Raw genomic sequence first — 24,878 nt, 5'->3', positions numbered from 1 at the left:
TCCATGTTGCGTCCCAAGTCCGGTTCCACCCCCACTGTCGAGATCGCAGGCCGCCGCATCCTGGGCCTGGGCGCAGGCTTCGACGCCTACGCCAAGGGGCCCCTCGCCGGCGCGACGCTGGACCACGGCTCGGTTTCTCAGCTGGAGAGCCTGCGGGTCGGCGCCTACGACCTCGTGCTGATCGACGCCGACGCCTCGGAAGACCACGCGCTGGCCGCGGCGGTGAAGGCGCTGTCGGGCATGCGCAACGCGCCGCCGCTGCTGATGCTGGGCCGGAGCCTGCCCGCCGGCCTGGTGCGCAACGTTCTGCGCATGGAGGCCGCCGACATCCTCGAGGCGCCGTTCACGTCCGAGCAGCTGGCCTCGGCGGTCAAGGCGCTGCTGTCCGAGGCCGCCCCGGCCGCCGCCGCGGCGATGGCCAGCGGAACCGACTCGCGGTGCTGGGGCGTCAGCGGCGCCGTCGGCGGGTCGGGCGCGACCACCATCGCCATCGAGATCGCCTATGCCCTGGCGGCCCAGTCGGGCAAGGAACACTCGGTCTGCCTTGTGGACCTCAACCTCGCCGATGGCGCCGCCGCCGCCTACCTGGGCTGCACGCCCACCACCCGCCTCGCCGACTTCGGCCAGGCCGCCGACCGCATCGACGCGGCCATGCTGCACGCCTTCGTCACCCCAGTGTCCAAGGGCCTCGACCTGATCGCCGGCGTCCGCGACGCCACGGCCTTCGACGCCGTGAGCCGCGAGGCGATCCTGCGCATGCTGGAAGTCGCCTGCGAATGCTACGAGTGGGTCATCCTGGACATCCCGCGTCATCGCCGCCCCTGGACCCTCGAGGCCCTGGCGGGCTGCGACGAGGTGCTGGTGATCTCGGAACTGACCGTGCCGGCCCTGCTGGCGGCGCGCGCCTATTCCGACGAAATCGAGGACGGCCTGGGCACCGGTCTGCGCCCGCGCATCGTGCTGAACCGCCTGGCCAGCCGCATGTTCGGGCCGGCGCCGTCGATGACCGAGTCCGAGAAGGCCCTGCAGCGCAAGGCCGAGGCGGGCATCAGCTCCGACTGGGAGGCCGCCGCCGCCTCGGTGAACCTGGGCGGCCCCATCGCCCAGCACCGGCCCAAGTCCAAGATCGTCAAGGACATCCAGACCCTGGTCACCCAGCTGGCGGCACAGCCGCCACGGCGTGACACCGCCAAGGCAGCCTGACGATGGGCCGGTTCAGCCTCGCGCGGCCCGCCGCCCAGCCCGCGCCGCAGCAGCCCGTCGCCGCCCCGGCGCCGGTCGCCGCGCCGGTCGCCAAGGTCGAGCCCAAGACCGCCAAGGCCCCGCCGCGCGACCCCAACCTCGACCTGCGCCTTCGCCTGCACGCCAAGCTCATCGACGAACTCGACCTCGCCAAGCTGGACAAGCTGGAAGAGGGCGAGCTGCGCCGCCAGGTCCTGGGCCAGGTGAACGAGTTCGCCCGCGCCGAGCGGATGGCGCTGAACGCCAAGGAACTGGACGTCCTGGGCGCCTCGATCTTCGACGAGATGGTGGGGCTGGGGCCGATCGAGCCGCTGCTCAAGGACGAGTCGATCAACGACATCCTGATCAACGGCCCCTTCCAGGTTTACGTCGAGCGCCGCGGCGAGCTGGAGCTCACGCCCATCCGCTTCCGCGACAACGACCACCTGCTGCGGATCGTCAACCGCATCGTCGCCGGCGTCGGCCGCCGGATCGACGAGAGCCAGCCGATGGTCGACGCCCGCCTCCCCGACGGCAGCCGCGTGAACGCCGCCATCCCGCCCATCGCCATCGACGGCTGCTCGGTCTCGATCCGGAAGTTCTCCAAGAAGCCGCTGACGCTCGAGAAGCTGGTCGAGTTCGGAGCCATGACGCCGGCCATGGCCGAGTTCCTCCATGGCGCGGTGAAGAGCCGGGTCTCGACGGTGATCTCGGGCGGCACCGGTTCGGGCAAGACGACGCTGCTCAACGCGCTCTCGGCCGCCATCAGCCACGGCGAGCGCCTGATCACCATCGAGGACGCCGCCGAGCTGCAGCTGCAGCAGCCGCACGTGGTGCGCATGGAGACCCGCCCGCCCAACATCGAGGGCAAGGGCGAAATCCGCCAGCGCGAGCTGGTCAAGAACGCCCTGCGGATGCGCCCGGACCGCGTGATCCTGGGCGAGGTGCGTTCCGAAGAGGCCTTCGACATGCTGCAGGCCATGAACACGGGCCACGAGGGCTCGATGGCCACGATCCACTCGAACAACCCGCGCGAGGCCGTAAGCCGCCTGGAGCAGATGGTGGCCATGGGCGGCCTCAACATCGGCGCCGAGGCCGTGCGCTACCAGATCGCCTCGGCCGTCGGGATGGTGGTGCAGGTCAACCGCCTGTCGGACGGCAAGCGCAAGGTCACCCACGTCAGCGAGATCGTGGGGATGGAAGGCAACGTCGTGCAGATGCAGGACATCTTCCTGTTCCACCGCACCCACACCGACGCCGACGGCACGGTCCACGGCGAGCACCGCGCCACCGGCCTGCGCCCCCGCTGCCTCGACGAGATGCTCCGCCGGGGCATCCCGTACGACACCGCCAACTTCGACCCGAACAAGACGCTCTGATGCTCCCGGCCTTCGAGATCGACGCCAAGTTCATCGTCATGCTGATGATCGGCGCGGCCGTGTTCGCGCTGGTCCAGGGCCTGACCGGCGTCTTCACCGTCGCCACGCAGAAGCGCCAGGTAAACCGGCGCCTGCAGGTGGGCGAGAAGGTCGAGGGGATCTCGGCCCTGGTGGTCGAGCTGCGCAAGCAGCGGGGCCTGACCGCGTCCGGCGCCCGCTCCGAGAACCTGCGCTGGCTCTCGAACATGATCGTCGCCTCGGGTCTGCCCTACGACCAGCGCAAGTGGCTCACCTACGTCGGCGCCTCGGCGCTGATCTGCGGCGTCGGCGGCTATGTGCTGCTGAAGACACCGCTGGCCGTGCCCGGCGGCATGGTGCTGGGCGGCGTGCTGATCCCGCTGGGCGTGCTCAAGTGGAAGGCCGGCAAGCGCAACGCCGCGCTGGGCTTCCAGCTGCCGCAGGCGCTGGACATCATCGTCCGCTCGCTCGAGGCCGGCCACCCGGTGCCCGCCGCCGTGGCCCTGGTGGGCCGCGAGATGAGCGACCCGATCGGCACCGAGTTCGGCATGGCCGCCGACGAGATCGCCTATGGCGCCACCCTGGAGCAGGCGGTCGAGCGGATGGCCGAGCGCTGCCAGCACGCCGACGTCGACCTCTTCGCCGCCACCGTGCGCCTGCAGGAGAAGACCGGCGGCAACCTGACCGGCCTGCTCAAGCTCAACGCCAACACCGTGCGCGACCGCCACAAGATGCGCCTGAAGATCAAGGCCGCGTCCTCGGAAGGCCGCGCCTCGGCGATGATCCTCACCGCCGCGCCGTTCGTGGCGCTGGGCATGATCATCATGATGGCCCCCAACTTCTACGGCGAGGTCATCGACGAGCCCCTGGTGAAGTACGGCCTGGCCGGCCTCGGCTTCTGGGTCTTCCTCGGCAACATGATCATGCGGCGCATGATCGACATGCGGCTCTGATCCGATGGCGCTCGACACCATCATCTACATCGCGGGCCTGGTGCTCACCCTGGGCGCCCTGGCCGGGCTGGGCTGGATCGGCTTCGGCGAGCTTCGCGTCCGCGCCCTGCGCCGCGGCCGCCTGGCCGGGGCCGCCAGCGGAGGTCGGCCGACGGTCGTCGAGAAGCCCGGCGGCGAGCTCGGCGCCCGGGTCCTTGGCGCGGTGCAGCGCCTGGGCCAGCAGAGCGCGGTGCGCGACCCGGCCAAGGTGTCGCTGCTGCGGTCCCGCCTTATGCAGGCCGGCTTCTACAGCCGCGAGGCGCCGGTGATCTTCCTGGGGATCAAGGCCGCCTGCGTCGCCGCCGCGACCGTGGCGGTGATGCTGACCCTACCCATGCTGATCGGCCAAAAAAACGGCAACATGGGCGCCCTGCTACTGGCCGTCGGCGTCTCGGTCGCCGCGCTCTACGGCCCGGACCAGGTGCTGAAGCAGCGCAAGACCACGCGGGAACGCGAGTATTCCGAGGGCTTTCCCGACCTGCTCGACCTGCTGGTCGCCTCGGTCGAGGCGGGCCTTTCGCTGGACGCCGCGGTCAGCCGCGTGACGGAAGAGCTGGAGCGGCGCTATCCGACCCTAACCGTTCACCTGCGCTTCCTGGTGCTGGAGCTGCGCGCCGGCCGCGCCCGCAAGGACGCCTGGAGCGCCTTCGCCGACCGCCTGGGCATCGACGACGCCCGCGCGCTGGCCACCATGCTGCGCCAGGCCGAAGAGATGGGCACCAGCCTGGGCGAAACCCTGTCGGTGTTCTCGGCCGACATGCGCTCGAAGCGGATGCTGCGGGCCGAGGAGAAGGCCCTGGGCCTTTCGGCCAAGCTGACCGTGCCCCTGATCCTCTTCATCTTCCCGTCGCTGCTGGGCGCCCTGATGCTCCCCGCCGCCGTCCGCCTGGTGAAGGTGTTCTCCAATGGCGGGCTCGGGGGCTGATCCGACCGCGGCCGCGTTGCCCGCCTCCTCGGCGTCACGCACGATCGTGAAACGAACGCGCGCCTCGGCCGAGTAGATGTAGCTCAGCTTGCGCCACACCTCCTCGGCTTCGTACCGCGTGGGGTATGGACCGGCGACCTCCGACCAGCTGCGCGCGGTGAAGGTCATGTCCACGTAGCGGCCTCCGATCACCCAGTACGATCCCTCGTCGGCCGGATCCCATTTCGTGTTCATGGCGCCGCCTACTGCCCCTGGCCGAGGCTGAACCCCGGCACGCCGTCGAAGGTGCAGAGGTGCTCGGTCTTGATGAAGTCGACGCCGGCGTCGGCCGCTCGCGCAGAGAGTCCCACGATGTCGCTGAGGGTGACCGGTCCGCCCCCGTTCATGAACCGGCAACGCCAGTGGTCGGTGCAGAAGGTCTCGGGCAGGCCGTCCGGCCAGACCTTGACCCCGCGGTTCGTGATCATCTTCAGCGACAGCGGCCCGTTCTGGATGCTGGACAGCTTCTGCGCCAGCGCATCCGGCGCCCCGTCGAACTGGACGAAGAGGTCGACGCCGACGGTCTGCTTGTGCGCCGGCGGACGCGGCTTGGGCGCGGGCAGGGCGAAGGGCTTCGCGGCCCCGTAGGAGACGGGCGCCAGACGCTGCGGCTTGCAGCCGAGGCGCTCGATCACGCTCTGTGCGAACGCCTGCGTTCCGACCTTCTGCGCCGACTGGCCCGACTGGAACACGTCGGCGGTGTGGACGCCCGCCTCCAGCGTGGCCAGCCAGGCGTTGTGCACTCGTTCGGCCGCCTGGGGCTGGCCGATGTGGTTCAGCATCATGACCCCCGCCAGCATCAGGCCCGAGGGGTTGGCCGCGTCCAGTCCGGCCAGCGTGGGCGCCGAGCCGTGGATGGCCTCGAACATCGCGACGTTCTGGCCGACGTTCGCCGAGCCGGCCAGGCCCACCGAGCCCGCGATCTCCGCCGCTATGTCCGACAGGATGTCGCCGTAGAGGTTGGGCGTCACGATGACGTCGAACGTTTCCGGCGCGTCGGCCAGCCGCGCCGCGCCGATATCCACGATCCAGTGGTCCTTCTCCAGCTCGGGGTATTCGAGGCCGATCTCGTCGAAGACCTCGTGGAAGAGGCCGTCGGTCAGCTTCATGATGTTGTCCTTGGTGAAGCAGCTGACCTTGCGGCGGCCGTTCGCGCGGGCATACTCGAACGCGTAGCGCACGATCCGCTCGCAGCCCGGCCGGCTCACCAGTTTCAGGCACTGGAAGACCTGATCGGTCTGGCGATGCTCGATTCCGGCGTAGAGGTCCTCCTCATTCTCGCGCACGATCACCACGTCCATGTTCGGGTGCCGCGTCGCGACGAAGGGCGCGTAGGCCGTCGTCGGCCGCACATTGGCGAACAGGCCCAGCGACTTGCGGATCGTCACGTTCAGCGACTTGAAGCCGCCGCCCTGCGGCGTGGTGATCGGCGCCTTCAGGAACACCCGCGTGCGCCGCAGGCTTTCCCACGCGTCCGGCGCGATGCCGGCGCTGAAGCCGCGGGCGTAGACGGACTGGCCGATCTCGATGGTTTCGATGTCGAGGCGCGCGCCTGCGGCCTGCAGCACATCCAGGGTCGCCTGCATGATCTCGGGCCCGATTCCGTCGCCATGGGCCACGGTGATGGGGGTGAAAGCCGTCGGGTTGGACATGGGTGTCTCCTTGTTCCGCCGTCCTTTGGTCTGCCCCCGGGGATTTGGAAACTTGATGTTATCAATGCTTGTGATTACGATTCATCATCATGGCCCGCCTCGTGAACCTGGATCTCGACCTTGTGCGAACCCTGGTCGCCGTCGCCGAAACCCGGAACTTCACCCGTGCGGCCGAGCGCCTGGGCCGTACGCAGTCGGCCGTAAGCCTGCAGGTGCGCCGGCTCGAGGACCGCCTCGGCCGGGCGCTGCTCTCGCGCGATCCGCGCCACGTGGCGCTCACGGCGGAAGGGGAGTCCTTCCTGCCCGAGGCGCGGCGGTTGCTGCGGCTGAACGACGACATCGTCGGCCGCCTGACCGAGGCCGACGTCGAGGGCGAGGTGCGGCTGGGTTCCCCCGAGGACTTCGCCACGGTCCACCTGCCCGCCATCCTGGGCGAGTTCGCCCAGGCCCACCCCCGCGTGTCGCTCAGCGTCACGTGCGACCTGACGCTTCACCTGCTGGACGAATTGCGGGACGGCGCTCTCGATCTGGCGCTGGTCAAGCGCGAGCCGTCAGGCCCGGACCTGGGCGTGCGGGTCTGGCGCGAGGGCCTTGTCTGGGTCGCCGGCGACCCGGGCGTCCTGGATCGCGCCGAGCGCGCGCCGCTGGTGGTGGCGCCCAGCCCCTGTGTCTACCGCCGGCGTGCGATCGGCACGCTGGAGCAGGCCGGGCGGGCCTGGCGCATCGCCTATACAAGTCCGTCGCTGGCCGGCCAGCACGCCGCCTTGCGCGCAGGCCTGGGCGTCACGGTCCTGCCGCGCGACATGACCCCGCCCGACCTGACGATCCTGGGCCCCGAGACCGGGTTGCCGACGCTTGCGGACACCGAGATCGCGCTGATGCGCGCGGCCACAGCGGTGCCCCGCGCCGCCGAGCGCCTGGCCGAGTTCATCCTGTCGTCCCTCGACCGCCGCCACGCCATGGCCGAAGGGGCAGGCTGAGCCCGGGATCGTGGCATGCCCCCCTGACGCGACGCTAGAGAGCCAGCGGCCGATAGGGCCCCAGGATCAGCTGCTCGAACACCCCGATCCCGTGCTGGTCGGGTTGGCCCGGGACCGAGAGCGTGGCCTTGCTGATCGCCTGGATGTGCAGGTTGCTCATGTCGTTGCTATCGAAGTTGGCGCAGTCGATGTCCTCGCGGGCCACCGCCAGCTCGCCCTTGAGCGCGCCGTGGCGCCACTCGCCCCCATAGCCGATGCCGCGCATCAGGAACGTGTTGCCCGTAGGCTCGATCGTCACCGTCGCCGCGCCCTGCTCCATCGGGATCGTCAGGACCCCGCGCTTCGCATGCCGGGTCCCCGGAACCAGCTCGGTCTCCATCGTGGCCGCCTCGGTGTGATGGCCGCCCTCGGGCCCCGCCCCGTCGGGCAGGATCACCGCGCGCGTGTTCCAGGGCTTGCCGTCGCCATCGGCGTTGATGTGGAAGAACACGGAGCGGTCCTCGAAATTGATCGGCGACCACTGCCAGAAGAACTGGGCCATCATGCCGCCCGGCGTCGGCTGCGGATCGGGCGCGCCGACCGGCCGGATGCCCCAGGAACGGTCGCGCGTGCCCACCCAGCCCGAGATCGCGATCCGCTCGCCGTCGACCTCGACCCAGCCCGAGGCCCGCACGTTCTGCGTCAGCCGCGTGTAGTCCATGAACAGGCGCGGGCCGTTGCGCCGCACGAACCGGGGCTCCTCGATCGGGAAGCTGCGCCCCTCGAAGGTGATCTCGCCCGCGATGCCCTCGGTTCCGGTCACCGTCACCTTCAGGACCTGCAGCGGCTCGACGATGTCGATGGCGATCGGCCCCACGCGGATATCCATCCGCTCCATGCCCAGCACGCGGCTGGCGTGCAGGCACCGTTCCTTGCCGTCCTTCACGATGGCGATGTGCGCGTCGGCCACGTTGAGGGCCGGATAGACCCCGAACGCAACGGCGACGAACGCCGACCCGTCCGGCGCATAGGCGTTGAAGAAGTAGCGGTCGTAGAAGTTGCGGTCCGAGCCGGCATAGGCGATCGGCTCCGGCGTCTGGTGAATCGGATAGTCGTCGCCCTTGGTCAGCACGCCGGTCTCTCCCTGATGAAGTTGACGCGCGGTCATGCTTGCGGCCCGTCGCGTCGAGGTGTCTGCTCGCACCCACGATAAGGACAAACTGGAGGCGTCGTCCCCGGTGACCTCGCGTCACTCGGACGGCGAAATTTGTGAATGAGCGTCATGACCGCCGCCGACCACCGGATTCCTCAGGAACACGCCAACAACCTGGCCGACCCCGCCGCCTACGCCGACCGGCGCATCCATGACACCTATCGCTGGCTGCGGAAGAACGAGCCGTTCGGCGTGGCCGAGATCGAGGGCGTCGATCCGTTCTGGGTGGCCACCCGGCACGACGACATCCTGGAGATCAGCCGCCAGAACGACCTGTTCCACAACGGCGATCGCAACCCGGTCCTGACCAGCCAGGCGGCCGACCGCAAGGTGCGCGAGATGATGGGGGGCAGTCCGCACCTGCTGCGCACGCTCATCCACATGGATGCCCCCGACCACCTCAAGTACCGCCTGCTCACCCAGGCCTGGTTCATGCCGCAGAACCTGAAGCGGCTGGAGGATCGCGTCCGCGTCATCGCGCGGGCCGCGGTCGAGCGCATGGCCGCCAAGGGCGGCGAGTGCGATTTCGTCAACGAGGTCGCGCTGCACTACCCCCTGCACGTGATCATGGAGATCCTGGGCGTTCCCGAGAGCGACGAGCCCAGGATGCTCAAGCTGACCCAGGAGCTGTTCGGCGCCACCGACCCCGAGCTGGGCCGCAAGAGCGCCGACGCGGACAAGCCGATGGAAGAGCGGCAGATGGACTTCGGCGTCATCACCGACTTCTTCGAATACTTCCGCAAGCTGTCCGAGGCGCGCCGCGCCAACCCAACCGACGACCTCGCCTCGGCGATCGCCAACAGCCAGGTCGACGGCAATCCGATCTCGGACCTCGAGGCAATGAGCTACTACATCATCGTCGCGACGGCCGGCCACGACACGACCAGCTCGTCCACCGCCGGCGCCCTGTGGGCCCTGGCCGAGAACCCGGCCGAGTTGCGCAAGGTCAAGGCCGACCTCTCGCTCTGCGCCGGGCTGGTGGACGAATCGATCCGCTGGACCACGCCGGTGAAGACCTTCATGCGCACCGCCACGGCCGACACCCAGGTGCGCGGCCGCAATGTGAAGCAGGGCGACTGGCTGATGCTCTGCTACGCCTCGGGTAACCGCGACGAGGATGTCTTCGACGCGCCCGACACCTTCCAGGTCGACCGCAAGCCCAACAGGCACCTGGCGTTCGGCTACGGCGCTCACCTCTGCCTTGGCCAGCACCTGGCCAAGATGGAGATGCGCATCCTCTGGGAGGAACTGATCCCCCGCCTCGAATCCGTCGAGATCAGCGGCGAACCGGCGATGAGCCAGTCCTTCTTCGTGAACGGTCCCAAGCGCCTGCCGATCCGCTTCAAGATGGCCTGATGGCCCACCCTCTGGAGCCGCGGCTGGCGGCGTACATCGCCGGACGAATGCCGGATGCGAGCGGCGTCGCCGTCTCGGCGCTCGAACGCATCTCGGGCGGGGCCAGCCGCGAGACCTACCGCTTCCTGCTGAGCTGGAACGAGGACGCGACCGCGCGCACCCGCAGGATGATCCTGCGCCGAGATCCGCCGGCCAGCCTGATCGACACTGAGCGGCGGGTGGAGTTCGAGGCCTATCGCGCGTTCCGCGGCTCGGCCGTCCCGGTGCCCGAAATGCTGTGGCTGGAGGAAGGGTCCGACGCGCTGGACCACCCCTTCTTCGTCGCCGAGGAGATCGCGGGCTTCCAGGCCTCGCCACAGGTCCTGTTCGCCAGCGCGACCCCGGATGTCCTGGCCAGAGTGGCCGATCGCAAGTGGACGATCCTGGGCGAGATCGCCAAGGCCGATCCCGAAGCCGTCGGCCTCACCCCCTGGATGGAAAGCCCGCCCCTCGACGGCTGCTGGCGGCGCGAGCTCGACCACTGGGAAGCCCTGATCGACAAGGACCAGGCCGAGCCTCTGCCCGTCACCCGGGCCGCCATCCGCTGGTTGCGGGCCAACCCGCCGCCGCCCGCCCAGAAGCTCAGCGTGGTCCACGGCGACTTCCGGACTGGCAACTTCCTCTACGACGCGGCCGGCGAAATTCACGGCGTGCTGGACTGGGAAATGGCCCACCTGGGCGATCCGCTGGAAGACCTCGGCTGGTCGCTGCAGCCTGTCTGGCGTTTCGGGACCGGCCGCGCCGGGGGCCTCGCCGCCCAGGCCGAGGCGGTGGCGATCTGGGAGCGCGCCAGCGGCCTCAAGGCCGACCCGGCCGCGCTGCACTGGTGGATTCTCTTCAACTGCGTGAAGGGTCAGGGGATCTGGGTGGGCTCGGCCGCCGCCTTCAATCGCGGGGGCAACAAGGCGCCAATCATGATCTACCCCGCCTGGTGGCTGATCAACGCTCAGCACCGCGCCATGCTGCAGGTGATGGGCCGCCTATGAACCCACCCGTCCCGCCCGTGCTGGCCGAACTGGCCGCCCTGATGATCCGCAACGCTGCGCCCAACGCGCCGCCCGCCGAGCGCGCCAGCGACCTCGGCCTCACTGCCGCGCTGCTCGGCCTGGCCGCCGAGGTCTGGGACCGCCAGGCCGCGATCCTGGTCGAAGAGAACCGCGCCATCCGTGCGTTGCTGGCCGAGACGGGCGAGGACGCCGACCTGCGCATCTCCGCCCTCCAGGCCGAGAACAACCGCCTTCGCGCCGCGATCATCGACGCCCACGCCGCCGCCGAAGCCGCCGGCGACACCGCCCGCCAGGACGCGATCTGGGCGGAACTGGTCGCCTCGACGGAACGCCGAAAGCTCTCGACCGCGCCGGTTTAGCCGCAGCTCCCGAACATTGGTCGTCGTGGGGTTGTGGACGCGAACTAGGCCTCCACCGCCTCGACCAACCCCCGCGCCTTCGCCTCGGCCGGCGTGAAGAACACCAGTCCGTCGCCCCAGTCGTGGGTCACCACGCCGGCCGGCGGCCTGGCCCCCTCGCCGCACAGGAACGACAGTTCCTTGTCGGCCAGCACGCCCCAGCGGGCGAACGCCTGCTCCGGCGTGGGGTCGGGCCGGCCGTCCGCGAGGATGCCCGGCGACGCGGCTTCAAGCGCCGCCTCGTAGTCTTCATAGGGCACCCAGCCCGCCGCCGTATGTTCGCCGCCCGGTCCCCGGAAGATCACGGTCGGCAGGGCGTAGCGGTCGTGGCCCTCGGAGTGCTTCAGTTCGCCGTTCATGGGGCTGTCGTGCTTCAGGTTGCGCACCCAGTCGTTGGGCTCGCGCGTCTCCTGCCAGTCCGCACGATAGGCCGCCGCCACCTCGGGCAGTTGATAGTCCGCCAGCCAGCGGGCGACATCCAGCCCTGGCACGCCCACGGCCGCGGCGGCGAACTCGTCGGGGGTCTGGGGGCCCAGCCCGAAGACGAAGATCTGCTCGCGGAACCGGCGCAGCACCGCATCGGCCACGTCCTGTCCCTGCCGCTCGGCCGCCTTCACCGCCTGGCCCAGCGGGTCGGTCGAGCGCAGCATCAGCTTCATCGGGTTGGGATAAGGCATGTCGGTCAGGCGCCAGACCCGCTTCCAGTAGGCCCGCATCGGCTCGGCGGCGCTGACCCGGTCCCAGCCCGCCTTGCCGGTGGAGGCGTCGCCCACCAGCCCGCCCATCACCTTGCGCCAGGCCAGGTTATGCCCATGCCGCCAGGCCAGCCGGCGCAGCAGGGGCTCGGCGCCCCAGGCCGTCGAGCAGACGGCGTCGGTGTATTCCACGACCTCGACGCGTTCCATGGACTGATCCTCCGCTGTTTGCGCCAACCGTCGGCCAAAACTGCGCCCACGTAAATCGCGCGGAAACCCCGCCGCGCTCTTCATGGGGGGCGACAAGGGAACGAAGACCATGGCGGCGACCAAACCAAAGCCTGTCGATGCACGCAGCGTCGAGGAGAAGCTGATGGACGGTCACTACGACCGCCTGCTCGCCGACTTCGAAGCCCAGATCGAAGACGCCGCCGCCACCCTGCGCCGCGCCTACGAAGCGATGAAGGCCGAGAACACGCTACGGAGTTAGTTCTCTTTTTGTTCAACCTCTGCCAGACTGCCTTTCCCACGTAGTGGGAGAGGGGGACCGCCCGCCGAGCCGCAGGCGAAGAGCGGGGGGTGGAGAGGGCGCGCGGCCGGCATGGCGTACCGGATGTCGATCCGAATGCGGAATCGGTCAAAGACTCTCCGTAAGGACATGACCGAGCCTGAGATCATGCTCTGGTCTCGCCTCAAGACCCGCGGCGAGGATAAGCCGATCTTCCGTCGGCAGTACGCCTTCGTCTCGATGATCTTCGACTTCTACTGCCCGGCGGCGAAGCTTGCGGTGGAGATCGACGGCTCCACCCATTGGGACGATGAGAAGCAGGCGAGGGACGAGGCCCGCGATCGCTGGCTGAAGTCCCAGGGGATCGAGGTGCTGCGTGTCGGCGCAGGTTCGGTCTATGGCAATCTCAGCAGTGTCGCGGATGCCGTCATCGTCCGGGCGGCGGAGCGGATTCGCAGCCCAGAGGTCTGAGCGGCGGCATGCCCTCTCCACCACCCGCTCTTCGGCGGGCGGTCCCCCTCTCCCACTGCGTGGGAAAGGCAGATTGCTAGGTCACCGGCGTCAGCCAGGTGCGCGCCTCGCTCAGGATGAACCGCTTCGCCTGGGCCATGGCGAAGTTCGCGGCGCCGGACGCGTCGGCCCGCAGCCGCGCGCGATAGGTCTCGTAGGCGGCCAGGCTCTCGAACGAGATCAGCGCCAGGGCCACGTTGTTGGTCCCCTCGTGCGGCAGGAAATAGCCAAGCAGGTCGCCCCCGCACGCCGGGATGATGGTGAGCCAGTTGCGGGCGTAGGCCTCGAACTCGGCCGCCTGGAACGGATCGATGACATAGCGGATGCAGCAGGTGACGGTCATGGGACGGCTCCGGTTTCGTTGACCCTGAACTAGCCGTCGGCCCGCCCGCGACGGTTCGGCCGCGGCCGAAGCGTCCCGCCCCGCGCCGCGCTATGGTCGGCCCATGAAGCTCGGCCCCGACATCACCCGGATCGCCGCCCTGCTGGGCGAGCCGGCCCGCGCCAACATGCTTTCGGCCCTGTGGGCGGGCAGGCCTGGACCGCCGGCGAACTGGCCCGAGAGGCCGGCGTCACGCCCCAGACGGCCAGTTCGCACCTGGCCCAGTTGGAGGCCGGCGGCCTGATCCGCCGCCGCTGCGAAGGCCGCCACAACTACTTCGTCCTCGCCGGGCAGGACGTGGCCGACGTGATGGAACAGCTGGCCCTGCTGGCCGGCCGCGCGGGCCACATGCGCACCCGCCCCGGCCCACGCGACCCGGCCCTGCGCAAGGCGCGCGTCTGCTACAACCACCTGGCCGGCGACGCGGGCGTGGCCATGCTGGACGCCCTGATCGCCCAGGGCCGCATCGCCGACCGCGAGGGCTCGCTGGTCATCACCGAGGCTGGCCGCGCCTTCGCCCGCGACTTCGGCGTCTGCCTGGAGACCGCGGGCCGGCGCCCGCTCTGCAAGGCCTGCCTGGACTGGAGCGTGCGCCGCAGCCACCTGGCCGGCCAGTTCGGCATCGGCCTGCTGGACCGCATCTATGCCCTGGGCTGGGCCCGCCGCGTCGAGGGAACCCGCATCGTCGCCTTCTCCGCCCCCGGCCAGCACGCCTTCGAGCAGACCTTCGGGCGGATGGGCAGGCCGGCAGCCGCAGCGCAGGATTAGGCTTTCGTTCACCCTGCTCATCCGCGGCGAGCCTGCGCGCGTATAAGGGGTATGAACCATGCCCCGCCACGATCCTGGGCCTCCGCCCAACACGACCTCAGCCTTCCGCGCTGGGCCTTCGTGGCGTGGCTGACGCACTGCCGTCAGGCCGACGCGCCGCGGCCGGCGCTGACGCTGGCGCCCGCCGGCGACATCGAAGCCAGCCTCCGCGCGCGGCTGCTGCGCGAAGTGGCGCCGCAGGCCTAGACTCCCAGGCGCTTCAAGGTCTGCTTGTCGAACCCGCCGGGGAAGTACTTCACCAGGGCCATCATGAAGTCGGTGTTGTCGTTCGTCGCGTGCGCGAACAGCGTCAGGCACGCGCGGAACTTCCGGTCGTCGGGCCGGCCGAAGATCTGGAACGCCGTCCGGCCCTGAACCCCGTTGACGGCCGCCACGCAGCTGCGCAGGCGCGGGCCCAGGATCGGGTGCTCCAAATAGGCCTTCGCCTCGCCCAGGCTGATGATCCCGTACGTCCGCGACATCGCGCTCTCGCCCAGGCCCAAGAGCTGGGGCAGGACGAACCACATCCAGTGGGTCTGCTTCAGGCCCGCGCGAAGCTCGGCCAACGCCGCCTCGTAGGTCGTCCCCGACCCGGCCGGCGCGTCCTGCGCCCGCACATATCGCCCTAGGTCATAGTCGTCGCCCATCGCCGCATTCCAGCACGTGACAACGGCCGCGGTCTCGTCTTTCCTGCGGCGCTGCTATTTCGCAGCCCAGACCAAACCGATTTTTCGAAGGGGACGGATTTTTCAGATGCCATCACGCATGTTGCCGGAGCCCACGCCGGAGACCCGCCATTTCTGGGAAGGCGCACTGAAGGGCGAACTCCTTCTGCAGCGCAATCGAGACACCCAGGAAGCCTATTTCCCACCCCGTCCCTTCTGCCCGAAGACCGGCTCGCGCGACATTGAGGTCTTCAAGGCGAGCGGTCGGGCCGTGCTGTGGTCCTATGTGATCAACCACCGCCCCCGTCCCGACATGGGGACCGAGCCCTACGCCATCGCGGTCGTGAAGCTGGAGGAAGGCCCCACCATGATGACCAACATCGTGGGCTGCCCGCAGACGCCCGAGGCGCTGCAACTCGACATGCCCCTGGAGGTCGTCTTCGAGAAGATGAGCGACACCATCGCCCTGCCCTTCTTCAAGCCGGCGGGAGCCTGATCGCATGAAACCCGGATCTGTCGCGGTCGTCGGGGCCGCTGAAACCACCAAGATGGGCGTCATCCCGGACCTGTCCGTGATCGGCCTGCACGCCGACGCCGCGCTGAACGCAATGGCCGACGCGGGCCTGAAGCCGTCCGACATCGACGGCGTCGCCACCGCCGGCGTCAGCCCCACCGAGCTGGCCTGGTACCTGGGCATCAAGCCGAACTACGCCGACGGCACGTCGGTGGGCGGCTGCTCGTTCATGCTGCACGTGCGCCACGCCGCGGCGGCCATCGCGGCCGGCCACGCAAAGACCATCCTGGTCACCCACGGGGAGTCGGGGAAGAGCCGCGTCGGCGCCGGCCGCTTCGGCGCCTCGCCCTCCAGCCTCGCCGGCCAGTTCGAGATGCCCTACGGCCCGGTGGGCCCGCCCAGCATGTTCACGGTCCCGGTGCTGCGCTACCTGAAAACCCGCGGCTATACCCAGGAAGACCTGGCGCACGTCGCCGTCGTCCAGCGCGAGTGGGCGGCGAAGAACCCGCGGGCCACCTTCAAGGACCCGATCACCGTCGACGACGTGATGAACTCGCGGATGATCGCCTATCCGTTCCGCATCCTGATGTGCTGCCTCGTCACCGACGGCGGCGGCGCCCTGATCCTCACCTCGGCCGACCGGGCCAAGGACTTCCCGCAGAAGCCGGTCTACGTGCTGGGCACCGGCGAGAGCGTCGAGACCCCGCTGGTCAGCCAGATGTATGACTCGAACTCGTCCACCGCCTTCCGCATCAGCGGCAAGGCGGCGTTCGAGGAAGCGGGCATCAGGCACGCCGACGTCGACCACCTGATGATCTACGACGCCTTCGCCCACCTGCCGCTCTACGGGCTGGAGGACCTGGGCTTCGTGAAGCCGGGCGAGGCGGCGGCCTTCATCCGCGAGGGCAACACCCGCGCGGGCGGCAAGCTGCCGCTCAACACCAACGGCGGCGGCCTCAGCTACATGCACTCGGGCATGTACGGCATGTACGCTCTGCAGGAGAGCGTGCGGCAGATGCGCGGGATCGCTCCCGCCCAGGTGCCGGGCGCCAAGATCAGCGTCTGCCAGGGCGTCGGCGGCATGTTCGGCGCCGCCGGCACGGTGATCTTCGGCAACGAGGCGCCGTAGGCGTCAGTGCGGCCTCAGCGCCCCCTCCACCGCTTCGCGGTCCCCCTCCCCCATGGTTATGGGGGAGGAACTGATGCGGATCGATCGGCCCAAGTTCCTCGCCCGCGCGGCGGGGGAGGGGGACCCGAAGGGTGGAGGGGGCGCTGGGCCGGCGCGATCGTCGCGAGTCTGCTGCTCCCGACCTGCGCCTTTGCCGCCGAGACGCTCACGCTCACCGGCGTCATGACCGGCGCCGATCACCAGACCTACCGCGAGGTTCCGTTCCGGGTTCCGGCCGGGACCACCGCGGTCACCGTCCAGTTCAGCTACACCGGCAAGGACGAGAGATCGGTGATCGACCTGGGGCTCCGCGATCCTCAGCGCCTGCGCGGCTGGAGCGGCGGGAACAAGTCGCGGTTCACGCTGACCGAGACCTGGGCCACGCCCTCGTACCTGCCCGGCCCGCTGCCGGCCGGCGAGTGGAAGCTGATCCTGGGCGTTCCCAACCTGCGCAAGGACGCGCGGGCCGAATACACGGCGACCATCACCCTGGACGACAGCCCGGTGTTCCACGGCTTCGCCGAGGCGCCGCTGAAGGCCGGCCCCGGCTGGTACCGCGGCGACCTGCACGTCCACACCCAGCACTCCGATGGCGGCTGTCCGTCGCAGACCGGCCGCCGGGTCCCCTGCCCCACGTTCCGGACCCTGGACGCGGCCGTCGCGCGCGGCCTCGATTTCGTGGCGGTCACCGACCACAACACCCCGTCCCACTTCCAGGATCTGGCCGAGCTCCAGGGGGCCTATGACGCCCTGGTCGTCATCCCCGGCCGCGAGATCACCACCTTCCAGGGCCACGCGAACGTCCTGGGCATGACCGCCCCGCTGGACTTCCAGCTGGGCGGCCCGCGCGCGCCGGATGTGGCCGCGATCCTGAACCAGGTCGACAAGGCCGGCGGCCTGTTCTCGATCAACCACCCCGGCCTGCCCTCGGGCGAGGCCTGCATGGGCTGCGGCTGGACGGCGAAGACGGACGACGCCCGCGTGCCCGCGATCGAGGTGGTGAATGGCGTGGGCGCCACCGGCCCGCTGTCGGGCATCCCCTTCTGGGAGAAGCGGCTGAGCGCAGGCCATCGGGTCACCGCCGTGGGCGGCTCCGACAACCACGACGCCAGCCTCGCGGGCCTGCGCGGCGTGGGGACGCCCGCCACCGTCGTGCGCGCCGACAACCTCTCTCAGGACGCCATCCTGGCCGCGATCCGCGCCGGCCACGTCTTCGTCGACACACAGGGAACCCGCGATCGCCTGCTCGACGTCACCGCCCGCGCGGGCGGCGTCACGGCCGGCATGGGCGACGTCCTGGCCTTGGAAAAGGGCGCCCTGGTCCGGCTGCACATCAAGGTGAAGGGCGCAGCGGGCGGCCAGATCGTGGTCCGCAGCGACGAGCCGAAGTTCGTCCCGCCGCCCATTCCCATCGACAGCGCCGACCTCACCACCGACGTCGCCTTCGGCGTCGACGGCAAGCGCCACTGGGTCAGGGTGGACGTCCTCGGCCCCGACGGCGCCCTCTGGCTCCTCGGCAATCCCATCTACCTGCGCTGATCCTGCCCTTCCCATGCAATGGGAAGAGGGGACCGCCCGCCGAGGCCGCAGGCCGAAGAGCGGGGGTGGGAAGGGCAAGCGGCCGGCAGGGCGGATGGTCCTTCCGCCCGTAGGCTCAGCAGATCAGCTGGCGGCAGTCTTGGATGAGGCTCTCGCACTCTCCACCCCCCGCTCTTCGGCGGGCGGTCCCCCTCTCCCACAGCGTGGGAAAGGAAGGGCGTTAGGCGGACTGCCCTCGCGCGCCGCAGGCGCTGTCTTGGTTGTCCACGAACCACACGAACCACACGAACATGTTCAAGCGTCCGAGACCGCGTGATCACGCGCTGCGTTCGTGTGGTTCGTGTGGTTCGTGGACGAATCCATTCGGCGCTGACGCGCCACGGCGGCCCGGAAGTCTGCTACGCCGCCGCCTCTTCGGCCGGTCCCTCGGCGCCCGCCATGGCGTGCAGAATGGCTTCGATCAGCGCGTCGGCGCGGATGGGCTTGGAGAGGTGGGCGTCGGCCCCCGCCTCGAGGCTGGACTTCACATGCTCGTCCAGCGCGTTGGCGGTCAGCATGATCACCGGCGTCCGCGGCAGGCCCTGCTCGCGCTCCCAGGCGCGCAGCTGGATCGTCGCCGACAGGCCGTCCAGTTCGGGCATCTGCATGTCCATCAGCACCACGTCGAACCGGCTCGCCTGCAGCGCCTCCAGCGCCAGCCTGCCGTTCTCCACGATCACCGGCTCGATCCCCACAGAGTCCAGCACCAGCTGCACGACCTTCTGGTTGGTCGGATGGTCCTCAGCCAGCAGCACCCGAGCGCCCGAGATGTCGAAGCCCTCGAAGGCGTCCTCCTCGACCTCGACCGCCTCGCCGTCCACCGGCTCCAGCGGGGTCATGACCGAGAAGATCGAGCCCTTGCCGGGATCCGAGGCCACAGAGATCGTGCCGCCCATCAGCTCGACCAGCGAACGGCTGATCGCCAGCCCCAGGCCCGTGCCGCCGAAGCGCCGCCGGATCGACGCGTCGGCCTGCTCGAAGCGGCGGAACAGGCGCTCGCGCACCTCGTCGTCGAAGCCGATGCCCGTGTCGGCGACGGTGAAGCAGACGGCGCCGCCGGCCGCCTCGACCTCCAGGCGCACTTCGCCCGCCTCGGTGAACTTCACCGCATTGGACAGCAGGTTCGACAGCACCTGGGTCAGGCGCACGGTGTCGCCGGCGAACCGGCGGTCGGCTTCGGGCGCGACGACCCAGCTGAACGCCAGTCCCTTGGTCTCGGCCGAGGCGCGATGCAGCTCGGCGATCCGACTGACCAGGGTGGTCATCGAGAACTCGTCGCGGCTGAGCTTGATCTCGCCCGCCTCGATCTTCGAGAAGTCGAGGATGTCGGTCAGCACCCGCTCCAGCAGGCGGCCCGACGACACGATCAGCTCGGCCAGCTCCTTGCCCTTGGGCGTCGCCTGCTCACGCGCAAGGGTCTCGGAAATGGCGATCACCCCGTTGAGCGGGGTGCGCAGCTCGTGGCTCATGTTGGCCAGGAACCGCGACTTCTCGGCGTTGGCGCGCTCCAGCTGCGCGGTGCGCTCCTGCACCCGGTCCTCCAGCGAGGCCATGATGCCCTCGGCCTTCTCGCGGTCGGCGCGCAGCGCGCGGGCCAGCACGCCGATCTCGTCGTTGCGGGCTTCCTCCTCGCTCACGTCGGGCCGCGTCGCCTCGCCCGCCTCGCACGAGTCCGCCAGGCGCTGCAGCGGCCAGACGATGGCGCGCCGGGCCACGAACACCACCAGCAGCGTCTGCATCGCCGCGAAGATCGCGCCCACCACCAGCAGCCAAGAGGCCGATCGCGCGGCCGAGGCCGCCACCTGGGCCTTGGGATAGGTCAGCATCAGAAACCAGTCGGGCCCGGCCAGTTGGCCGAACGCCACGATCTGCTGGCCGTCGGGACTGTCGATCACGCCGCTGGTCTTGCCGGTCTTGTGGACGGCGCCCACCAGGGCCTTCAGGTGCAACTCGCGCTCGTACCGAGCGACCGCCTTCTCCGAGGCCTTGCCCGGCGTCGTAAAGCCGGGATAGGCGATCAGTTCGCCCTTGCCCGTCACCAGCAGCGTCGAGGCGCCCGGCAGCGAGGTCTTCACCGCATTGGCCAGGAACCCGGTCAGCTCGATCGACGAGCCGAACGCGCCGACGTAGCGGTTGTTGATATAGGCAGGCGTCAGGCATGCCGTCGCCAGGCGCTCGCCGACCTTGTCCTGGATCAGCCGCTGCAGATTCGTACAGCGCGTCAGCCGCCGCGGGTTGTTCGCCGGGTTCGTCAGCGAAGACATCTCCTCCTTGGAGATGTCGAGGTCCGCCGGCGCATCGTGGCGATAGAACATCAGCCTGTCGGGCCGCTCGGGGCCGTAGACCACCAGCCGCGCATGCGGGGGGATGAAGAAGTAGAAGTTGTCGTAGTCCTTGCGCGCCGCCTGGCCGAAGGTCGCCACCAGGCGGAACGACGTGACCAGCGCCTTCTTCTGGTCCATCGGCAGGTTCTTGGCGTCACTGATGAACGCGCCCATACCGTAGAGGTAAGAGCCGTTGATCATTGTGCCGTCGAAGTACTTGTCCCGGCTCCGCCGGGTGCCGTCCGGCCGCATCGGAAAGTACTCTTCCGCCATGCGATGGGTCTCGGCGTCCGAGATGTGATTCACCCGCCGCTCCAGCTCCTCGCCGGCGGCCTGGTGTAGGGCGGTCAGGTTGGAGAAGCGGCGTTCGACGTTGCTTGTGCGCTCGCGGACGTAGTCCTGCAGGAACGCGATCTGGCGCTGCTCAAGCTCGCGCTTGAACACCAGGAACGCCCCCAGCGTCCCCAGGATCGTCACGATCAGCGACATGACGCCGACGCTGACCAGAAACCTGCGAGAAAGAGATCTCATCGCCCGACCGGGCCTCCCAAGCGTCGGGCATCCTTGATGCTTTTATGTTTAAGCGGGGTAACCGGACCGCGCTATTCGGCCAATCGTCGCACATTGTTCTGTCGAACACTGTGGCTGGAGCAGCGAGTTCCTCCCCCGATGTCCGGGGAGGAACTTGGCGCGCCTTCCCTGGCGTGGCTTGATGCGCCCCAGGGGGAGACCACGCATGACCACGTACCGCATCGGCGTCATCGGCCTGGGCCAGCGGATCGCGCACGTGCTGGCGGCGATGAAGGAGGTTGGCTGGAGCTTCGTGCTTGAGGCCTATGCCGACCCGGCCCCGATCGGCGCGCCGATTCTTGAGGCCGCCGACATCCGGATGGGCCGCCCATGCGCCGATCCCGCCGAGCTCATCGCCCGCGGACCCTACGACCTCCTGATGCTGGGCGCGCCCAACCATCTGCACTTCGAGCATCTGATGCTGGTGATGCAGACGGGCTGGCCGATCTTCGCCGAGAAGCCGATCGTGCGCACCGAGGACGAGACCGAGGCGCTGGCCCGCCGCCTCGCCCAGCCTGCGCCCCCGATCTACGTGGGTCTGGTCATGCGCTCGCTGCCGATCGTGCGCGAGGTGATCAGCCGGATCGATGATGGCGAGCTCGGCGAGCTGGTCTCCATCGACGCCACCGAGCACCTCGGGCCCGAGCACGGCGCCTACCTCGCCCGCAACTGGCGGCGCAAGCAGGCCTGGGGCGGGAGCTACCTGCTGGACAAGGTGGTCCACGACTTCGACGTCTTCGGCCGCTTCGTCGGCGCCCGGCCCGAGCGGGTGGCCAGCTTCGGCGGGCGCCGCATCTTCAGGTCGGATCGCGGCGAGGTGGCGCGCGTCTACGAGGACGGGTCCGACGCTTATGCCTACCGCGACGCCGGGTGGAACGCCTCGAACGACGCCTTCCAGTCCGACATGGACGTCACCGACCATCAGGTGGCGCTGGTCGAGTACGAGAACCAGGTGCGGCTGTCGTTCCACGCCAACAGCCACAGCTCGCTCACCGAGCGGCGCTGGTACGTGGCCGGGACCGACGGGACCCTGATCGCCGATCTGGTCCGCAACAAGCTGATGGTCCGCCGCGCCCTGTTCCGCGGAAGACCCGAGAAGGTGGAATACGGCGGCGTCACCGCCGACGCCCACAACGGCGCCGACCAGGCCATGGCCCTGGACCTGCTGGCCGCCCTGGAAGCCCGCGCCGCCTTCCCGGTCACACCCTACGAGTCGATGGAGGCCGGCCTGACCGTCATGGCCATCGACCGGGCCATGGAGACCCGCCAGGTCGTCGACTGCGCCCCCATGTGGGCGAGGTACGATGCGGCGTGCAAAGCATAGTCTCTCCTTTCCCACGCAGTGGGAGAGGGGGACCACGGGCCGAGCGCAGCGAAGAGCGCGTGGTGGAGAGGGCATGCGGCCGGCAGCGCCGCTTAATCATCCACCCTAGGGCTCAGCACGTCAGGCGTGGCGTCGGTGAAGCGGCATGCCCTCTCCACCACGCGCTCTACGGCCTTCGGCCTCGGCGTGCGGTCCCCCTCTCCCACTGCGTGGGAAAGGAAGGCGCCCTTACGGATTCAACACCGCCGCGCCCAGCAGGTGCTGCAGCTTCATCTCGCGCGGGTACGGCGGGTGGCGGTATTGCCGGAAACCCTCGGCGTAGCTGACGCCGAAGTCGTGGCCGACCTTGCGGGTCCAGGCGTCCATGTCGCCCACGAAGTCGGAGATGCCGTGCTGGCGGGCCACCCAGGCGACCTGGCTGCGATGCTCGGCCACCATCGCCCGCTTGACGTCGTAGTGCCGGCCGACATCGACGCCGAACTCGCGCTTCAGCGGGTTGCCGTCGCGGTCGCGGCCGCCGATGGCGTCGGTGAAGTAGAGCGGCGGGATGCCCGGCAGCGCGGGCGCGGCGCCGGTTCGGTAGTTGGCCACCGGAGCGGCGAAGCAGGCGTCGCGCACCAGCACGCTGATCGCCTCGTGGTCGGGGTGATAGTCGGCGGGCGAGGCGGTGATCACCACATCCGGCGTGGTTTCGCGCAACAGCTCCGTGACCTTCCGGCGCGAGGCGTCGTCGTTGAAGACGCCCAGGTCGGGGAAGCCCAGGCACCGATGCTGGGCGCCGATCCGCCCCGCCGCCGCCGCCGCCTCGGTCAACCGTGTGCGGCCGGTCTCGTTGGGCGGCAGGTCGGCCGAGCCGCCCTCGCCGGCCGTCGCCGTCACCATCGTCACCGCGTGCCCCAGCGACGCCAGGATGGCCAGCGTGCCGCCGGCCAGGATCTCCAGGTCGTCGGGGTGGGCGTGGACAGCGACAATCTTGGCCATCAGCGATCGAACTTCGTGGACAGGACAAGCGAGGTGTTGGTCCGCTCGACGCCCTTCACGGCGCCGATCTCGTCGATGACGGCGTCCATGTCGGCGACCCCCGCGGCCTCAACCGTAGCGATCATATCGAACGGCCCGCTAACAGACTGTAGACGCCGCACGCCGGGCATCCGCCTGAGGGCGGCCGTCACCGCCGCCGCCTGTTTCGGCTCGACCGTCAGCATGATGAACGCATGCACCCGGCCGGCCTCGTAGGCCCCCGCCAGCCGCACCGCATAGCCCGCGATGACGCCGCTGCGCTCCAGCTTGGCCAGCCGGCTCTGCACCGTGGTCCGCGACAGCCCCAGCGCCCGCGCCAGCTCGGCCACCGGCGCCCGCGCATTGTCCCGCAGCCGCGCCAGCAGATGTTCGTCGAGATCGTCCATCGTCGTTCCGCACAATGAGGTCGGCAATACGCCCAAATTACACCCACATATCGCCGATGCGCTAATTGAAAGTGGCGGCGCACCCCTCGATCCTGTGGTCACTACAACAAGAGGTCACACCATGCGCAAAGTCGCCGTCGTCGGGGCAGGCAAGATCGGTTCCACCGTCGTCGACCTTCTGGTCGGCTCGGGCAGCTACGAGGTCGTGCTGATCGACCAGTCGGCCGAGGCGCTCGCCGAGTTCGCCGGCCGCGCCCACATCTCCACCGCGGCCCTCGCCATCGACAACCCGGCCCAGCTGGAAGGCGCCATGACCGGGTGCTTCGCCGCCGTGAACTGCGCCCCCTACCATCTGACCATCGCCGTCGCCCGCGCCGCCAAGGCCGCAGGGGCCCACTACCTGGACCTGACCGAAGATGTCGCCTCCAGCCGCGTGGTCCGCGACCTCGCCGCCGACGCCGCCACGGCCTTCATCCCGCAATGCGGCCTGGCCCCCGGCTTCATCACCATCGCCGCATGGGACCTGATCAAGCACTTCGACCAGCTGCACGACGTGCGCCTGCGCGTCGGCGCCCTGCCCCGCTACCCCTCGAACGCGCTGAACTACAACCTCACCTGGTCGACCGACGGCGTCATCAACGAGTACTGCGAGCCCTGCGAAGCCATCGTGAACGGCGCGCTGCGCGAGACGCCGGCCATGGAAGAGCGCGAGGAGTTCGCCCTCGATGGCGTCACCTACGAGGCCTTCAACACCTCAGGCGGCCTGGGCACGCTCTGCCACACCCTCGAGGGCCAGGTCCGCAACCTCAACTACAAGACCATCCGCTATCCGGGCCACGCCGCGATCATCAAGGCGCTGCTCAACGACCTGAACCTCCGCAACCGCCGCGACGTGCTGAAGGACATCCTCGAGAACTCGGTCCCGGCCACGATGCAGGACGTGGTCATCGTCTTCGTCACCGTCTCGGGGATGAAGAAGGGCCACCTGATGCAGGAGACCTACGTCAACAAGGTGTTCGCCCAGGAGGTCGGCGGCGAAGTGAAGAGCGCCATTCAGATCACCACCGCCGGCGCCATCTGCGCGGTTTTGGACATGCTGGCAGACGGCTCGCTGCCTGCGCAGGGTTTCATCCGCCAGGAAGATATCCCGCTCCACGCCTTCCTCGCGAACCGCTTCGGACGCTATTACGCGCCGGAGGCTCCGCTCCTTCGCGCCGCCGCAGAGTAGA

At 69.4% G+C, this 24,878-nt stretch carries 25 protein-coding genes; 17 read left to right on the top strand and 8 right to left on the bottom strand.

The window, feature by feature from the left end; genetic code table 11:
• Window positions 1–3 precede the first annotated feature (3 nt).
• Genes EPN98_RS09320 through EPN98_RS09305 form a run of 4 tightly spaced genes read left to right on the top strand, consistent with a single transcriptional unit; the run spans window position 4 to window position 4,535 of the window.
• The gene (locus EPN98_RS09320; RefSeq protein WP_293362411.1) at window positions 4–1,203 is read left to right on the top strand and encodes a cellulose synthase operon protein YhjQ/BcsQ; all 1,200 of its coding nucleotides are present in this window, start codon (window positions 4–6) and stop codon (window positions 1,201–1,203) included.
• Between the two features lie 2 nt (window positions 1,204–1,205).
• Window positions 1,206–2,600, top strand: a complete 1,395-nt coding sequence (locus EPN98_RS09315) for a CpaF family protein (protein ID WP_293362410.1) — start codon at window positions 1,206–1,208, stop codon at window positions 2,598–2,600.
• Window positions 2,600–3,571, top strand: coding sequence for a type II secretion system F family protein (locus EPN98_RS09310; protein WP_293362409.1), 972 nt, complete (start codon window positions 2,600–2,602; stop codon window positions 3,569–3,571). Before EPN98_RS09315 ends, EPN98_RS09310 begins: the two co-directional genes overlap by 1 nt.
• Before the next feature lie 4 nt (window positions 3,572–3,575).
• Complete coding sequence (locus EPN98_RS09305) at window positions 3,576–4,535, top strand: type II secretion system F family protein (RefSeq protein WP_293362408.1); 960 nt, start codon at window positions 3,576–3,578, stop codon at window positions 4,533–4,535.
• Window positions 4,536–4,777: 242 nt separating this feature from the next.
• On the opposite strand, the gene EPN98_RS09300 is transcribed toward EPN98_RS09305, so the two are convergent.
• The gene (locus EPN98_RS09300) at window positions 4,778–6,226 is read right to left on the bottom strand and encodes an NADP-dependent isocitrate dehydrogenase (protein WP_293362407.1); all 1,449 of its coding nucleotides are present in this window, start codon (window positions 6,224–6,226) and stop codon (window positions 4,778–4,780) included.
• 89 nt (window positions 6,227–6,315) lie between these two features.
• On the opposite strand from EPN98_RS09300, the gene EPN98_RS09295 reads away from it, so the two are divergent.
• Window positions 6,316–7,206: a LysR substrate-binding domain-containing protein gene (locus tag EPN98_RS09295; RefSeq protein WP_293362406.1), complete on the top strand. Its 891-nt coding sequence runs from the start codon at window positions 6,316–6,318 to the stop codon at window positions 7,204–7,206.
• Between the two features lie 34 nt (window positions 7,207–7,240).
• On the opposite strand, the gene EPN98_RS09290 is transcribed toward EPN98_RS09295, so the two are convergent.
• Complete coding sequence (locus EPN98_RS09290; protein WP_293362405.1) at window positions 7,241–8,317, bottom strand: hypothetical protein; 1,077 nt, start codon at window positions 8,315–8,317, stop codon at window positions 7,241–7,243.
• A 141-nt stretch (window positions 8,318–8,458) separates the two neighbouring features.
• On the opposite strand from EPN98_RS09290, the gene EPN98_RS09285 reads away from it, so the two are divergent.
• Genes EPN98_RS09285 through EPN98_RS09275 form a run of 3 tightly spaced genes read left to right on the top strand, consistent with a single transcriptional unit; the run spans window position 8,459 to window position 11,159 of the window.
• Window positions 8,459–9,754: a cytochrome P450 gene (locus tag EPN98_RS09285; protein WP_293362404.1), complete on the top strand. Its 1,296-nt coding sequence runs from the start codon at window positions 8,459–8,461 to the stop codon at window positions 9,752–9,754.
• Complete coding sequence (locus EPN98_RS09280) at window positions 9,754–10,779, top strand: phosphotransferase family protein (RefSeq protein ID WP_293362403.1); 1,026 nt, start codon at window positions 9,754–9,756, stop codon at window positions 10,777–10,779. The genes EPN98_RS09285 and EPN98_RS09280 overlap by 1 nt, the downstream gene beginning before the upstream one ends.
• A complete protein-coding gene (locus tag EPN98_RS09275) occupies window positions 10,776–11,159 on the top strand; it encodes a hypothetical protein (RefSeq protein WP_293362402.1) in 384 nt (127 codons plus the stop codon). The genes EPN98_RS09280 and EPN98_RS09275 overlap by 4 nt, the downstream gene beginning before the upstream one ends.
• A 44-nt stretch (window positions 11,160–11,203) precedes the next feature.
• Here the strand turns inward: EPN98_RS09275 and EPN98_RS09270 are convergent, their stop codons facing one another.
• Window positions 11,204–12,103, bottom strand: coding sequence for a DsbA family protein (locus EPN98_RS09270; protein WP_293362401.1), 900 nt, complete (start codon window positions 12,101–12,103; stop codon window positions 11,204–11,206).
• A 109-nt stretch (window positions 12,104–12,212) separates the two neighbouring features.
• Here EPN98_RS09270 and EPN98_RS09265 point away from each other — a divergent pair, with 109 nt between their 5' ends.
• Both EPN98_RS09265 and EPN98_RS09260 read left to right on the top strand, forming a co-directional pair.
• Window positions 12,213–12,383 carry a hypothetical protein gene (locus tag EPN98_RS09265; protein WP_293362400.1) on the top strand — a complete coding sequence of 57 codons (171 nt, stop codon included), beginning with the start codon at window positions 12,213–12,215 and terminating at the stop codon, window positions 12,381–12,383.
• Window positions 12,384–12,494: 111 nt separating this feature from the next.
• Window positions 12,495–12,872, top strand: coding sequence for a DUF559 domain-containing protein (locus tag EPN98_RS09260; protein WP_366558470.1), 378 nt, complete (start codon window positions 12,495–12,497; stop codon window positions 12,870–12,872).
• Window positions 12,873–12,948: 76 nt separating this feature from the next.
• Here EPN98_RS09260 and EPN98_RS09255 read toward each other — a convergent pair whose 3' ends face one another.
• Window positions 12,949–13,254 (bottom strand): NIPSNAP family protein, encoded by a 306-nt coding sequence (locus tag EPN98_RS09255; protein ID WP_293362398.1) that lies wholly within the window; start codon window positions 13,252–13,254, stop codon window positions 12,949–12,951.
• Window positions 13,255–13,434: 180 nt separating this feature from the next.
• On the opposite strand from EPN98_RS09255, the gene EPN98_RS09250 reads away from it, so the two are divergent.
• Together EPN98_RS09250 and EPN98_RS09245 are read left to right on the top strand one after the other, a co-directional pair.
• On the top strand, window positions 13,435–14,061 hold the full coding sequence (locus EPN98_RS09250; RefSeq protein WP_293362397.1) for a helix-turn-helix transcriptional regulator: 627 nt from the start codon (window positions 13,435–13,437) through the stop codon (window positions 14,059–14,061).
• 51 nt (window positions 14,062–14,112) lie between these two features.
• Window positions 14,113–14,307: a hypothetical protein gene (locus EPN98_RS09245; RefSeq protein WP_293362396.1), complete on the top strand. Its 195-nt coding sequence runs from the start codon at window positions 14,113–14,115 to the stop codon at window positions 14,305–14,307.
• On the opposite strand, the gene EPN98_RS09240 is transcribed toward EPN98_RS09245, so the two are convergent.
• Complete coding sequence (locus tag EPN98_RS09240) at window positions 14,304–14,747, bottom strand: DUF1810 domain-containing protein (protein ID WP_293362395.1); 444 nt, start codon at window positions 14,745–14,747, stop codon at window positions 14,304–14,306. The genes EPN98_RS09245 and EPN98_RS09240 overlap by 4 nt on opposite strands.
• A gap of 106 nt (window positions 14,748–14,853) precedes the next feature.
• Between EPN98_RS09240 and EPN98_RS09235 the strand changes: the two genes are divergently transcribed.
• The 3 genes from EPN98_RS09235 (at window position 14,854) to EPN98_RS09225 (ending at window position 17,986) form a co-directional block, all read left to right on the top strand.
• Entirely contained in the window at window positions 14,854–15,261 is a 408-nt protein-coding gene (locus EPN98_RS09235) for an OB-fold domain-containing protein (RefSeq protein WP_293362394.1), read from the top strand.
• Between the two features lie 4 nt (window positions 15,262–15,265).
• Entirely contained in the window at window positions 15,266–16,408 is a 1,143-nt protein-coding gene (locus tag EPN98_RS09230) for a hypothetical protein (RefSeq protein ID WP_293362393.1), read from the top strand.
• A 222-nt stretch (window positions 16,409–16,630) separates the two neighbouring features.
• A complete protein-coding gene (locus EPN98_RS09225; RefSeq protein ID WP_293362392.1) occupies window positions 16,631–17,986 on the top strand; it encodes a CehA/McbA family metallohydrolase in 1,356 nt (451 codons plus the stop codon).
• Between the two features lie 398 nt (window positions 17,987–18,384).
• Here the strand turns inward: EPN98_RS09225 and EPN98_RS09220 are convergent, their stop codons facing one another.
• Window positions 18,385–20,880 carry an ATP-binding protein gene (locus tag EPN98_RS09220; protein WP_293362391.1) on the bottom strand — a complete coding sequence of 832 codons (2,496 nt, stop codon included), beginning with the start codon at window positions 20,878–20,880 and terminating at the stop codon, window positions 18,385–18,387.
• A 205-nt stretch (window positions 20,881–21,085) separates the two neighbouring features.
• On the opposite strand from EPN98_RS09220, the gene EPN98_RS09215 reads away from it, so the two are divergent.
• Window positions 21,086–22,243, top strand: a complete 1,158-nt coding sequence (locus EPN98_RS09215; RefSeq protein ID WP_293362390.1) for a Gfo/Idh/MocA family oxidoreductase — start codon at window positions 21,086–21,088, stop codon at window positions 22,241–22,243.
• Window positions 22,244–22,471: 228 nt separating this feature from the next.
• Here EPN98_RS09215 and EPN98_RS09210 read toward each other — a convergent pair whose 3' ends face one another.
• Window positions 22,472–23,224 carry a PIG-L family deacetylase gene (locus tag EPN98_RS09210; RefSeq protein WP_293362389.1) on the bottom strand — a complete coding sequence of 251 codons (753 nt, stop codon included), beginning with the start codon at window positions 23,222–23,224 and terminating at the stop codon, window positions 22,472–22,474.
• Window positions 23,224–23,649: an Lrp/AsnC family transcriptional regulator gene (locus tag EPN98_RS09205; protein ID WP_293362388.1), complete on the bottom strand. Its 426-nt coding sequence runs from the start codon at window positions 23,647–23,649 to the stop codon at window positions 23,224–23,226. The genes EPN98_RS09210 and EPN98_RS09205 overlap by 1 nt, the downstream gene beginning before the upstream one ends.
• A 121-nt stretch (window positions 23,650–23,770) precedes the next feature.
• On the opposite strand from EPN98_RS09205, the gene EPN98_RS09200 reads away from it, so the two are divergent.
• On the top strand, window positions 23,771–24,877 hold the full coding sequence (locus EPN98_RS09200) for a saccharopine dehydrogenase C-terminal domain-containing protein (RefSeq protein WP_293362387.1): 1,107 nt from the start codon (window positions 23,771–23,773) through the stop codon (window positions 24,875–24,877).
• Window position 24,878: the final 1 nt, after the last annotated feature.

The sequence above is a fragment of the Phenylobacterium sp. genome (assembly GCF_004299445.1).
Lineage (GTDB): Bacteria > Pseudomonadota > Alphaproteobacteria > Caulobacterales > Caulobacteraceae > Phenylobacterium.
The sequence above is the reverse complement of the archived record's forward strand: the minus strand, read 5'-3'. Positions and strand labels throughout refer to the sequence as shown.

Excerpts from the sequence above, each read along its gene's own strand:
- EPN98_RS09230 (WP_293362393.1), top strand. The coding sequence starts at position 15,266 with ATGAAACCCGGATCTGTCGCGGTCGTCGGGGCCGCTGAAACCACCAAG.
- EPN98_RS09240 (WP_293362395.1), bottom strand. The coding sequence starts at position 14,747 with ATGGGCGACGACTATGACCTAGGGCGATATGTGCGGGCGCAGGACGCG.
- EPN98_RS09270 (WP_293362401.1), bottom strand. The coding sequence starts at position 12,103 with ATGGAACGCGTCGAGGTCGTGGAATACACCGACGCCGTCTGCTCGACG.
- EPN98_RS09255 (WP_293362398.1), bottom strand. The coding sequence starts at position 13,254 with ATGACCGTCACCTGCTGCATCCGCTATGTCATCGATCCGTTCCAGGCG.
- EPN98_RS09285 (WP_293362404.1), top strand. The coding sequence starts at position 8,459 with ATGAGCGTCATGACCGCCGCCGACCACCGGATTCCTCAGGAACACGCC.
- EPN98_RS09315 (WP_293362410.1), top strand. The coding sequence starts at position 1,206 with ATGGGCCGGTTCAGCCTCGCGCGGCCCGCCGCCCAGCCCGCGCCGCAG.
- EPN98_RS09205 (WP_293362388.1), bottom strand. The coding sequence starts at position 23,649 with ATGGACGATCTCGACGAACATCTGCTGGCGCGGCTGCGGGACAATGCG.
- EPN98_RS09320 (WP_293362411.1), top strand. The coding sequence starts at position 4 with ATGTTGCGTCCCAAGTCCGGTTCCACCCCCACTGTCGAGATCGCAGGC.
- EPN98_RS09275 (WP_293362402.1), top strand. The coding sequence starts at position 10,776 with ATGAACCCACCCGTCCCGCCCGTGCTGGCCGAACTGGCCGCCCTGATG.
- EPN98_RS09300 (WP_293362407.1), bottom strand. The coding sequence starts at position 6,226 with ATGTCCAACCCGACGGCTTTCACCCCCATCACCGTGGCCCATGGCGAC.
- EPN98_RS09295 (WP_293362406.1), top strand. The coding sequence starts at position 6,316 with ATGGCCCGCCTCGTGAACCTGGATCTCGACCTTGTGCGAACCCTGGTC.
- EPN98_RS09305 (WP_293362408.1), top strand. The coding sequence starts at position 3,576 with ATGGCGCTCGACACCATCATCTACATCGCGGGCCTGGTGCTCACCCTG.
- EPN98_RS09265 (WP_293362400.1), top strand. The coding sequence starts at position 12,213 with ATGGCGGCGACCAAACCAAAGCCTGTCGATGCACGCAGCGTCGAGGAG.
- EPN98_RS09310 (WP_293362409.1), top strand. The coding sequence starts at position 2,600 with ATGCTCCCGGCCTTCGAGATCGACGCCAAGTTCATCGTCATGCTGATG.
- EPN98_RS09280 (WP_293362403.1), top strand. The coding sequence starts at position 9,754 with ATGGCCCACCCTCTGGAGCCGCGGCTGGCGGCGTACATCGCCGGACGA.
- EPN98_RS09215 (WP_293362390.1), top strand. The coding sequence starts at position 21,086 with ATGACCACGTACCGCATCGGCGTCATCGGCCTGGGCCAGCGGATCGCG.
- EPN98_RS09220 (WP_293362391.1), bottom strand. The coding sequence starts at position 20,880 with ATGAGATCTCTTTCTCGCAGGTTTCTGGTCAGCGTCGGCGTCATGTCG.
- EPN98_RS09260 (WP_366558470.1), top strand. The coding sequence starts at position 12,495 with ATGGCGTACCGGATGTCGATCCGAATGCGGAATCGGTCAAAGACTCTC.
- EPN98_RS09225 (WP_293362392.1), top strand. The coding sequence starts at position 16,631 with ATGACCGGCGCCGATCACCAGACCTACCGCGAGGTTCCGTTCCGGGTT.
- EPN98_RS09210 (WP_293362389.1), bottom strand. The coding sequence starts at position 23,224 with ATGGCCAAGATTGTCGCTGTCCACGCCCACCCCGACGACCTGGAGATC.
- EPN98_RS09235 (WP_293362394.1), top strand. The coding sequence starts at position 14,854 with ATGCCATCACGCATGTTGCCGGAGCCCACGCCGGAGACCCGCCATTTC.
- EPN98_RS09200 (WP_293362387.1), top strand. The coding sequence starts at position 23,771 with ATGCGCAAAGTCGCCGTCGTCGGGGCAGGCAAGATCGGTTCCACCGTC.
- EPN98_RS09245 (WP_293362396.1), top strand. The coding sequence starts at position 14,113 with ATGAACCATGCCCCGCCACGATCCTGGGCCTCCGCCCAACACGACCTC.